This window comes from Streptomyces sp. NPDC005202, assembly GCF_040608235.1.
In the GTDB taxonomy this organism is placed as follows: domain Bacteria; phylum Actinomycetota; class Actinomycetes; order Streptomycetales; family Streptomycetaceae; genus Streptomyces.
Window position 1 is genome coordinate 611,137 of sequence record NZ_JBEXHW010000001.1, and the last position, 9,870, is coordinate 621,006.

A 9,870-nucleotide genomic window follows, 5' to 3' on the forward strand; every position below is an offset into this window, starting at 1 on the left:
CCGTACGCCACTGACACCGCACCGACCACGGGGGGATTCACGCATGCCCGACACCGCCGCAGCCGCCGCCCGCGCCCAGCTGGCCGACGCCAGGGTCTACCTCTGCACGGACGCCCGCAAGCGCCAGGGCGACCTGCCCGAGTTCCTGGACGCGGTCCTGGCGGGCGGTGTCGACATCGTGCAACTGCGCGACAAGGGCATGGAGGCGGCCGAGGAGCTGGAGCACCTCAAGGTCTTCGCCGACGCCTGCGCCCGCCACGGCAAGCTGCTGGCGGTCAACGACCGGGCGGACGTCGCGCACGCCGCCAGCTCCGACGTTCTGCACCTCGGCCAGGGTGACCTGCCGGTCCCCGCGGCCCGCGCGATCCTCGGCGACGACGTCCTGATCGGCCGCTCCACGCACGCCGAGTCCGAGGCGGCCGCGGCCGCCGTCCAGGAGGGCGTGGACTACTTCTGCACGGGCCCGTGCTGGCCCACCCCCACCAAGCCGGGCCGCCCGGCCCCCGGCCTCGGCCTGGTCCGTCACACCGCGTCCCTCGGCACCGACCGGCCCTGGTTCGCCATCGGCGGCATCGACCTCGGCAACCTCGACGAGGTGCTGGAAGCCGGCGCCCGCCGCGTCGTCGTGGTCCGGGCGATCACCGAGGCGGACGACCCCGGCGCGGCGGCGGCGGAGTTCGCCAAGCGGCTGCGGCAGGTCTAGGCGTCTCAGGTCCAGGCGTCTCGCGGGCCGAACATACGGGCCGTGCCGACCGGCCCATTTCGGGTCCGGTTGTCCGATGGGTGGACAAGAGGCCGACAATTCGGTCAAATTTCCGGCGTCCGGTTGGGGCACCGCCGCCCCCTGGATAACCTGCGGGTATGGCCCTCGGAACCGCATCCACCAGGACTGATCGCGCACGCACCGTGCGCGACATCCTCGCCACCGGCAAGACGACGTACTCGTTCGAGTTTTGGGCTCCGAAGACGGAGAAGGGCGAGCGCAACCTGTGGAACGCGCTCAGGAGGGTCGAGGCGGTCGCGCCGGACTTCGTCTCCGTGACGTACGGCGCCGGCGGCTCCACCCGCGCGGGCACCGTGCGGGCGACGGAGCGGATCGCCGCCGACACCACGCTCACGCCGGTCGCCCACCTCACCGCGGTCAACCACTCGATCGCGGAGCTGCGCAACATCATCGGCCAGTACGCCGACGCCGGGATCCGCAACATGCTCGCCGTGCGCGGCGACCCGCCCGGCGATCCGATGGGCGAATGGGTCCCGCATGCCAAGGGCCTGACGTACGCGGCCGAACTCGTCCGGCTCATCAAGGAGTCGGGCGACTTCTGTGTCGGCGTCGCGGCCTTCCCCGAGATGCACCCGCGCTCCACCGACTGGGACACGGACGTCGCGCACTTCGTCGACAAGTGCCGTGCGGGCGCCGACTACGCCATCACGCAGATGTTTTTTCAGCCGGAGTCGTATCTGCGCCTGCGCGACCGGGTCGCCGGGGCCGGCTGCGAGACCCCGGTCATCCCCGAGGTCATGCCGGTCACAAGCGTCAAAATGCTCGAGCGGCTGCCACAGCTCAGCAACGCGTCCATCCCCGATGCCCTGAAAGAGCGGATCCTCACAGCAAAAGACGATCCGACAGCTGTACGCTCCATTGGGATCGAGTTCGCCACGGAGTTCTGTGCCCGGCTGCTGGCCGAGGGAGTGCCCGGACTGCACTTCATCACGCTCAACAACTCCACGGCGACCCTGGAAATCTACGAGAACCTGGGCCTGCACCACCCGCCGCAGGCCTAGACCGGCCGCACCGCGGTACGACACACTGCGTAGCGGCCACTGGGAGAGGGGCGTACATGGGCTGGACGGTCCTCTACATCGCGTTCGGCGTCGTCGCGCTGTGGCTGCTCGGCGAGGTGCTGCTGCAGTACAAGGCACGCCTGCGCTGGCGGCTGCTCGCCTTTGTCGGCTTCCTCGGCGTCGTGTTCGGTGTACTGATCCCGTCCGTCGTCGTCATCGGACTGGGCGCGGCCGCGTTCGCGGTCGGGCAGACCTACGTCACGCTGTCGTTCCGTCGCGGCTTCGCGGCGGGCTGGGCGGTCAGCCGTCCGGGCGCCAGTGGCAGCAAGCGCCGCCGCGGCGAGGCGGACCGCCAGGAGCCGGCCCTCGAGGTCTCCGGCCTCGAAGCGGCGGACGGCGGTCACGGTGACGAGGACGGCACACGCGGCCGCGACGGCCTGTCGTACGGGCACGACGACGACTACGACCGCGACGACGTCTTCACCCCGGCCCGCCCCGTCGAACCCACGGCCGCCGAGGCCACCGCCGTGTACGAGCCGCAGCCCCTGCCCGACGACACCGGCTCGTACGGCATATACGGCGACTCCGCCTACGCGGCCGGCGCGAACTCCTCCTACGCGACCGCGGGCCAGAACCAGGACCAGTACGCGACGGCCGCCCAGGGCGCCGACCAGGGCTACGCGTACGACTACTCCGGCTACGGGCAGCAGAGTTACGGCTACGACACCACCGGCCAGCAGCAGTACGCCGCCTACTCCGACCCGTACATCGGCACCCAGACCTACGGCGGCGCCGCCTACGACACCACCTACGGCGGCCAGCAGAGCTACGGCCAGGGCGGCTACGGCCAGGACCAGTACGCCACCGGCGGCTCAGGCGGCGAGACCCCGGCCGACGGGGTCTGGGTCCCCCAGCAGCGCGTCGACGACTCCTACGGCGGCGAATTCCCGCCCGAGCAGTCCTACCCGTACCAGGGCAACGGCCAAAGCCAGGCGCACGGGACCGGGTTCGACGAGCAGTACCGTTTCTGAACCGCGGGCCGCTGAGGCCTGCGGATCGTTGAGCCGCGCGGGCCGCTGAGCCCCGGCCGCTCCTCAGCGGCGAGCGGGGCTCAGGCGGCGAGACCCCGGCCGACGGGGTCTGGGTTCCCCAGCAGCGCGTCGACGACTCCTACGGCGGCGAATTCCCGCCCGAGCAGTCCTACCCGTACCAGGGCAACGGCCAAAGCCAGGCGCACGGGACCGGGTTCGACGAGCAGTACCGTTTCTGAACCGCGGGCCGCTGAGGCCTGCGGATCGTTGAGCCGCGCGGGCCGCTGAGCCCCGGCCGCTCCTCAGCGGCGAGCGGGGCTCACTGAGAACCCCGGAACCCGGGCCCCTCCACGATCAGCCCGGCGACCAGCGCGCCCGACATACCGGCGTGCGGGAGGCCGCCGCCGGGATGCGACCAGCCGCCGACGGTGAACAGGCCGGGCAGTCCCGTGGTGTTCGCCGGGTGCAGCAGGCGCCCCTCCGCCGCGGCGAGCGCCGGCGCGGGAACGGCTCCGCCCGCTGCGCCGGTCACCTCCGCGATGTCGGCCGGCGTACGGACCTCGTGCCACAGGAGTCGGCCGCGCAGCCCCGGTATTGCGCGCTCGGCGGCGCTGATCATGCGGTCGGCATGGGCATACAGGGCTTCCTTCGCCACCCGTTCCGGCCCACCCGTCATTGCCGGAACCGTGGCCGTGAGCGTCACCGCTTCGTGGTCCGCGTCCGGGGTCTGCGCCGGGTCGTCCGGACGCAGCACCGTGACCGTGGGGTCCGCCGGCAGCCCGGGGGCCGCGCCGAACAACGCGTCCAGCTCGGCCTCGCGGTCCTCGGTGTGCACCACCGTCCGGTGCGCCGCTTGCTCCGGACGGCCGCCGCGCAGCGCCAGCAGCACCGTCAGCCGACTGGGCGCCCCCGGCTGCGGCGGCACTTCGCCCTCGCCCCGCAGCGCGGTGCCGTGAACCGCCCGCCCGAGCGCATCGGGGGCGATCCCGGCGACCACGAAGTCCGCCTCCGCCACCGTCCCGTCGGCGAGCTCCACGCCCGCCGCCCGGCCGTCCTTGGCCAGGACCCGCGTGACCTCGGCGCCGAAGACGAACTCGACCCTGCGTGCCACGCACCGCTCGTACACCGCGCGTGCCAGTTCGCGCAGGCCGCCGCGGACGTACCAGGTGCCGAAGGCGTGCTCCATGTACGGCAGCACGGCCGCGCTCGCCGGAGCGGTCCGGGGGTCGAGACCGTGGGTGACCGCATGGCTTTCCAGGAGCGCCGCGAGGCGCGGGTCGCGCAGTTCCCAGGCGCCGACCTCGGCGAGCGTGCCGGCCCGGCGGGTGCGCAGCAGACGCTTGTACGGGACCGCCGGATAGGGCTCGCGCTCGGCCAGCACCTGCCAGTTGAGCCACAGCGGCTCCTCCAGCAGCGGCCGACGGGTGCGGTCCCAGGCCTCACGCGCCCGCACCAGGAAGTCGCCCCAGCGCTGCCCCGCGCCCGCGCCGAGGGCCTCGTCCAGGGCCCTGACGACGCCCGCGCGGGAGGCGTTGGGCAGCGACACCTGGGTGCCGTCCGCGAAGACGTGCCGTGCCGAGGGGTCGACCTGGACCAGCTCGACGCAGTCCTCCAGCGGCTCCTTGCCGGTCTTGATGAACAGGTCGCGGTAGACCGCGGGCAGCGGGAGCAGTCCCGGCCCGGTGTCGAAGGCGAAGCCGTCCCGCTCGAAGCGGCGCACCGCTCCCCCGTACGTCTCCGTACGCTCGTACACCGCCACCCGGTGGCCCGCGACGGCCAGCCGGGCGGCGGCCGCCATCGCGCCCGTCCCGGCGCCGATCACCGCAATCCGTGCCATGCCGGCGACTTTATCGACCACCACCGACAATCCCGGCGGCGGGACCGTGACCGGTGGTTTTCCGCCCTGCGGCGCAGGAGGCGGCGGGTCCGAAGGATCAGGAGGAGCAGCACCGCCGGCCCGGTCAGCAGGGTCAAGGGGAGTACGGACACGGGCGTGCTCGTCACCAGCGGGCGACGCGGGGTCCTGGGGATGAGTGCGCACGCCTGAGTATCCGTACCTAGTCGATGAGATGAGTACGCGCGCGGATGGAGTCCGACCTGCGTGAACGAGAGAGTGGAGGCACGGAAAGGGGCCTGGCGCCGGCACCGCCGACACGGGGCGGCGGAACGGCGCGGCCCTCAACCGCTCCTTCCGTCGGCGCGCGTCGGCGGGAGCGAGACACCGGGGGAACCCGGGGGAAACGACCGAACGGGGGCCCAAGGGGGAAACGGGGGCGTACGAGGAAGCGCCGGTGCGCGGTGGCCCGCGGGGGGACGTGGCCACAGCGCACCGGCCCTTTCGCGCGGACGGCTCAGCGGGCGCCGCTCACCCGCCCCTGCAGCAGACGGGACAGCGCCGCGTGCACATCGTCCAGGGAGCGCTCCGGCTGGAAGGACTTCCAGTCCAGGGCGGCCACCAGCACCATGCCGACCAGTGCGGCCGCGGTCAGCGGGACGTCGATCTCCTCGCTGAACTCGCCGTTCTCCACGCCGTCCCGCAGCACGCCCTCGACGACCGCGACCGCCTCCTGCCGGACCACCATGAGCGTGGACTGCCAGGCCCGGTTGGTGCGCCACAGCTCGGCCACGTACAGCTGGGTGAAGGCCGGGTAGCGGTCGATGAACACGAGCCCGGCCCGGACCATCGCATCCAGGGCGTCGACCTTGCTGCCGCCCTCCCGCTCCGTCTGCTCGGTCGCCTCCCGGAGGGAGGCGGTGAGGAGTCCCACTCCGTGCCGCAGCAACTCCTCGAAGAGAACGGACTTGCTGGCGAAGTTGTAGTAGACCGTGCCCTTCGCGACCCCGGCCCTTTCGGCGATCTCGTCCACCGTGGTGGCGGAGAAGCCCTGCTCGGCGATGAGCGTGACGGCCGCCTCGTAGAGCTTCTGCCGGGTGGCCTCGCGGCGGGTGCGGCCGCCCGACGTGGCGCTGCTGCGTTCCATGGCCCTGATTGTCACAGGAACGGACCCTGGGAGGGCACGGAGGTCACGGAGGAGGGCGGGGTCATGGTGGCCATGGTCGAGGTCACAGGCTCAGCTCCGGGTGCAGCCGGTCCAGTGTCCACACCTGCCGACGGCGGGCCGAGAGCGCGGTCAGCGCGAGCGCGGCCGCGGTGAAGCCCGTGAGCACCGCGCAGGCCAGCCACACCGGCCCCAGCCCGCCGCCCGTGATGAGCCTCCTGAGGGCCTCGACGATGTAACTCATCGGCAGGAAGGGGTGGATCGCGTTGAAGAAGCCCGGACTGGTCTGCACGGGGTACGTGCCGCCCGCGGACGTCAGCTGGAGCATCAGCAGGGCGAGGACGAGGATCCGGCCCGCCGGCCCGAAGCGCGCGTTGAGCCACTGCACGATCGCCGCGAAGCACGCCGCCACCAGGAACAAAAAGCCCACGGTCCCGGCGGCCCGGGTCATCTCCAGGCCGATCGCCCAGTGCAGCACCGCCATCAGGGCCCCCACCTGCAGCACGCCGACCGCCACCACCGGCAGCCAGCCCGCCAGCGCGATCCGCCCGGCGGAGGCGCCCGCGGCGAGCGCGCGCCGGTTCATCGGCGGGATCAGCATGTACGCCACCATGGCACCCACCCACAGGGAGAGCGGGATGAAGTACGGCGCGAACCCGGTGCCGTAGTTCGGCGCGTGGTGCAGGTCCCTGGCGGCCAGCTGGACCGGGTCGGCCATGACCCCGGTGCGCTGGTCGCGGTTCTTCCTGTCGTAGTCGGGGATCTGCTTCGCGCCGTTGTGCAGCCCGCCCGCGAGCTTTCCGGAGCCGTCGACCAGCTTGTACATGCCGCCGTTGAGGTCCTCGGCGCCCGTCTTGAGCTCCCCGACGCCCTCGTCGAGGTCCGCCGCGCCGGTCTTGGCCGTGCCGAGCCCCGTGTGCAGCTTCTTCGCGCCCGCGGCGACCTTTCCGGCACCCGCGTTCAGCTTGTTGATCTTCTTGGCGGCGTCGTCGAGGTCCTCGGACAGATGCGGTGCGCGGTCCGCGAGCGCCTGTGCCTGCGTCTGGAGCGTGCCGAGGTTCTTGTCGAGTTTCTTCAGGTCGCCGTTCTGGTCCGCGATCAGCGTGTTGACGTCGTCGGCGATCGTGGCCACGTCGGCGGCGGCCTCCTTGGCCTTCTTCAGGTCCGCGCAGGCGGCGTCGGGCAGCACCGGCTTCTCGCAGCGCCTGGCGTAGATGTCGTCCAGCGCGGCGGAGGCCACATGGGCGCCCTTGGCGGCGATCGGGGCCCTCTTGACGAGGGTGTCGAGGTTGTGGCGGATCGCCTTGGACGAGTCGGCGACCAGCTGGGCCGTGTCGCCGATCCTCTTCTCGTTGTCCTTCAGGAACGGGCCCACCTTGCCCGCGACCCCGTTGACCCTGTCGGCGAGCGTCTGTGTGCCCTCCGCGACCCGCTGTGAGCCGTCGTCCAGGTTTGCCGCGCCGGTGTTGAGCTTCTTCAGGCCCTTGGACAGCTTGTCGCTGCCCTTCTTGGCCTCCGTGAGCCCGTCGGCGAGGTCCTTGGAGCCCTTCTCCGCCTTGCCGATGCCTCCGTTGAGCTTGTCGGCGCCGTCCGCGGCCTTCACTGTCCGGCCGTGGATGTCGGAGAACGAGATGAAGATCTTGTCCAGGAAGGACCGCGACGCCTTGGTGGACGCGGCGGTGCGCACCTCGTTGAAGACCGTCCGCGAGATCTGCCCGACGATGTAGTTGTTGGCGTCGTTCGTACGCACCTGCAGCGCGCTGGTCTCGGGAGAGTCGCCCGCGCTGGAGGCGATCCGCCTGCTGAAGTCGGCGGGCATGGTCAGCGACAGGTAGTACGTGCCGTCCTCGACGCCCCTGTGGGCCTCGGCGGCGCTCACCCGGTGCCACTCGAAGACCTTGCTCTCCAGCAGCCCCTTGGTGAGGTCGTCGCCGGCCGTGATCCTCCTGCCGTCGGCGGTCGCGCCCTTGTCGTCGTTCACGAGCGCCACGGGGATGCGGTCCAGGCGGCCGTACGGATCCCAGAAGGACCACAGGTACAGCGCGCCGTACAGCAGCGGCAGCACCAGCAGCGCGACCAGGGCGGCGCGCGGCAGCTTCCCCCGCCCGAAGCGCCTCAGCTCAAGTGCGGCCAGTTTCGGCGAGCGCATCGGCCGCCTCCTTCGCTTCGTGGTCGGTTTCGGGGGTGTCGGAGGCTTCGCCGGAAGGGCCGGACGGCGCGTCGGGTGTGCTGTCGGATGCCTCGGAGGTCCGGGTGGACACGACCACCGCCCCCTCCGGCGCCTCGCTGCACACCGCCACCACGGTCGTCCCGGCCTCGGTGAGGGACGCCAGAAGCGCCCAGGCCTCGGCCCGTTCGGCGGGGGAGAGCTTGAGGTCGGTGTCGTCCACGGCGAGCAGCCGCGGGCGTGCCATAAGCGCCAGCGCGACGGACAGGCGCAGAGCTTCCAGGCGCTCCAGGTCGCGTACGGCGGTGCGGGAGCCCTTGGGCAGCGTCTCCAGATCGAGGCCGGCGGCGGCCGGCGCGGCGCCGGCCAGCAGCCCCGCCTCGGCCTTCCGCTCGGCCCGCGGCCGCAGCAGCCGGCGCGGGGAGTCGCCGAACCTGCGTTGGAGCAGCGCTCGTTCGCGCAGGTGCTCGCCGACGCTCAGGGCCGGGTCGAGGTCGGTGACGCCGGAGACGTTGGCGAGCGCGCTGACCCGGCGCAGGGCGGACATCTGCCGGGGCAGTTTGAACCCGCCCACGGTGGCCACTCCCTGGGTGGGCTTCATGCGTCCCGTGAGCGCGAGCAGCAGACACGTCCGGCCGGAACCGGACGGTCCCTCGACCGCGATCAGCGAGCCGGGCTCGGCATCGATGGCGACACCGCGGAACGCCCAGCCGCGGGGTCCTTCGAGTCCGAAGTCGCGGGCCATGACGCCGGTACGCACCGTTCTGCGGGCCGTCCACGGTTCCCCCTTCCCCTGCATTTTTGAACTGACTGGTCAGTGCAAAAAGTAGCCCGAACTCGCGATCGAAGCAAAAGGCCAGGTCAGAACGGATTGTCAGTGCCATACCTCACGATGGGCACATACGGCACCTGTGCCGTCACCCAGACGACAGGAGGTTCGTCATGGCCAACTCGTCCGCAGCCGCCGCCCGTCGGCGCCGCGCCGCCGGCCCTGCCCCCTCACTGACCGGCCCGGCAAGCGACGTGCACCCCGTGCTCCGCCGGGCCACGGCCCCGCCCGCCGCCCTCGACCTGCTCGCCCAGGCCCGCGCCGGACTCGACGAGGCCGCTGTCCTGGAGACGCCGAACGAGCGCTATGCGACGGCCCACCTCGCCGCCCTGCGCACCGCCGCCGCCGTGCTCGCCGCGCGGGGGCGCCCGGAGTCCACACCCCGACGCCGGGCACGCATCAGGAGCGCCTGGGAAGTGCTCGCCGAAATCGCGCCCGAACTCGCCGAGTGGAGCGCACTGTTCGCCGCGGGCGCCCGGCGCCGCGCCCGGGCCGAGGCGGGCATCCAGGGCGCGGCCAGCCGCCGGGACGCCGACGACCTGATACGGGACGTGGAGATGTTCGTCCGCCTCGTCGAGCGGATGCTGGTACTCCAGCCGGTGCTGCCGCAGCCACGCCAGGACACCGGCGAGGCGGACGCCTCCCGTACCCGACGCGACATGCCCGACGCAGGCTGACACCCTCCGGGCGGGAGCCGACCGGGTCCGCGGAAACCGACCGCGGCTGCGGGAGGCCGCCGTGTCTGCGGGAGGCGGCCGCGTCTGTGGGAGGCGGCCGCGTCTGTGGGAGGCGGCCGTGTTCCTCGGGGAGCCGGTCGAGCTTGGGGGAGGCGGCTATGTCCTGCGGAGGGGGCGTGTGCTGCGGAGGGGAGCCGTGTCTGCGGGAGCCGATCGTGTGCTGCGGAGGGGAGCCGTGTCTGCGGGAGCCGATCGTGTGCTGCGGAGGGGAGCCGTGTCTGCGGGGGCCGATCGTGTGCTGCGGAGGGGAGCCGTGTCTGCGGGGGCCGATCGTGTGCTGCGGAGGGGAGCCGTGTCTGCGGGGGCCGATCGTGTGCTGCGG

8 protein-coding genes are annotated in these 9,870 nt (G+C 72.3%); 4 read left to right on the plus strand and 4 right to left on the minus strand.

What is annotated here, in order from left to right:
• The first annotated feature begins 43 nt into the window (after positions 1 to 43).
• The 3 genes from thiE (at position 44) to ABZV31_RS02900 (ending at position 2,816) form a co-directional block, all read left to right on the plus strand.
• On the plus strand, positions 44 to 703 hold the full coding sequence (gene thiE, locus ABZV31_RS02890) for a thiamine phosphate synthase (protein WP_355887165.1): 660 nt from the start codon (positions 44 to 46) through the stop codon (positions 701 to 703).
• A 158-nt stretch (positions 704 to 861) separates the two neighbouring features.
• Positions 862 to 1,785, plus strand: a complete 924-nt coding sequence (gene metF, locus ABZV31_RS02895; protein ID WP_355887168.1) for a methylenetetrahydrofolate reductase [NAD(P)H] — start codon at positions 862 to 864, stop codon at positions 1,783 to 1,785.
• Between the two features lie 56 nt (positions 1,786 to 1,841).
• On the plus strand, positions 1,842 to 2,816 hold the full coding sequence (locus ABZV31_RS02900; protein ID WP_355887171.1) for a hypothetical protein: 975 nt from the start codon (positions 1,842 to 1,844) through the stop codon (positions 2,814 to 2,816).
• Positions 2,817 to 3,135: 319 nt separating this feature from the next.
• Here ABZV31_RS02900 and ABZV31_RS02905 read toward each other — a convergent pair whose 3' ends face one another.
• The 4 genes from ABZV31_RS02905 to ABZV31_RS02920 all read right to left on the minus strand — a co-directional run bounded on the left by ABZV31_RS02905 (position 3,136) and on the right by ABZV31_RS02920 (position 8,727).
• Positions 3,136 to 4,653: an NAD(P)/FAD-dependent oxidoreductase gene (locus ABZV31_RS02905; RefSeq protein WP_355887173.1), complete on the minus strand. Its 1,518-nt coding sequence runs from the start codon at positions 4,651 to 4,653 to the stop codon at positions 3,136 to 3,138.
• A 514-nt stretch (positions 4,654 to 5,167) separates the two neighbouring features.
• Positions 5,168 to 5,797, minus strand: coding sequence for a TetR/AcrR family transcriptional regulator (locus ABZV31_RS02910; RefSeq protein ID WP_355887176.1), 630 nt, complete (start codon positions 5,795 to 5,797; stop codon positions 5,168 to 5,170).
• Between the two features lie 82 nt (positions 5,798 to 5,879).
• Positions 5,880 to 7,964 (minus strand): YhgE/Pip domain-containing protein, encoded by a 2,085-nt coding sequence (locus ABZV31_RS02915; RefSeq protein WP_355887177.1) that lies wholly within the window; start codon positions 7,962 to 7,964, stop codon positions 5,880 to 5,882.
• Entirely contained in the window at positions 7,936 to 8,727 is a 792-nt protein-coding gene (locus ABZV31_RS02920) for an ATP-binding cassette domain-containing protein (protein ID WP_355887178.1), read from the minus strand. The genes ABZV31_RS02915 and ABZV31_RS02920 overlap by 29 nt, the downstream gene beginning before the upstream one ends.
• A 197-nt stretch (positions 8,728 to 8,924) precedes the next feature.
• Between ABZV31_RS02920 and ABZV31_RS02925 the strand changes: the two genes are divergently transcribed.
• Positions 8,925 to 9,488 carry an SAV_6107 family HEPN domain-containing protein gene (locus tag ABZV31_RS02925; RefSeq protein WP_355887180.1) on the plus strand — a complete coding sequence of 188 codons (564 nt, stop codon included), beginning with the start codon at positions 8,925 to 8,927 and terminating at the stop codon, positions 9,486 to 9,488.
• Positions 9,489 to 9,870: the final 382 nt, after the last annotated feature.

Bases quoted from the DNA above. Each gene is read 5' to 3' on its own strand.
- thiE (WP_355887165.1), top strand. From the start codon at position 44: ATGCCCGACACCGCCGCAGCCGCCGCCCGCGCCCAGCTGGCCGACGCC.
- metF (WP_355887168.1), top strand. From the start codon at position 862: ATGGCCCTCGGAACCGCATCCACCAGGACTGATCGCGCACGCACCGTG.
- ABZV31_RS02900 (WP_355887171.1), top strand. From the start codon at position 1,842: ATGGGCTGGACGGTCCTCTACATCGCGTTCGGCGTCGTCGCGCTGTGG.
- ABZV31_RS02905 (WP_355887173.1), bottom strand. From the start codon at position 4,653: ATGGCACGGATTGCGGTGATCGGCGCCGGGACGGGCGCGATGGCGGCC.
- ABZV31_RS02910 (WP_355887176.1), bottom strand. From the start codon at position 5,797: ATGGAACGCAGCAGCGCCACGTCGGGCGGCCGCACCCGCCGCGAGGCC.
- ABZV31_RS02915 (WP_355887177.1), bottom strand. From the start codon at position 7,964: ATGCGCTCGCCGAAACTGGCCGCACTTGAGCTGAGGCGCTTCGGGCGG.
- ABZV31_RS02920 (WP_355887178.1), bottom strand. From the start codon at position 8,727: ATGGCCCGCGACTTCGGACTCGAAGGACCCCGCGGCTGGGCGTTCCGC.
- ABZV31_RS02925 (WP_355887180.1), top strand. From the start codon at position 8,925: ATGGCCAACTCGTCCGCAGCCGCCGCCCGTCGGCGCCGCGCCGCCGGC.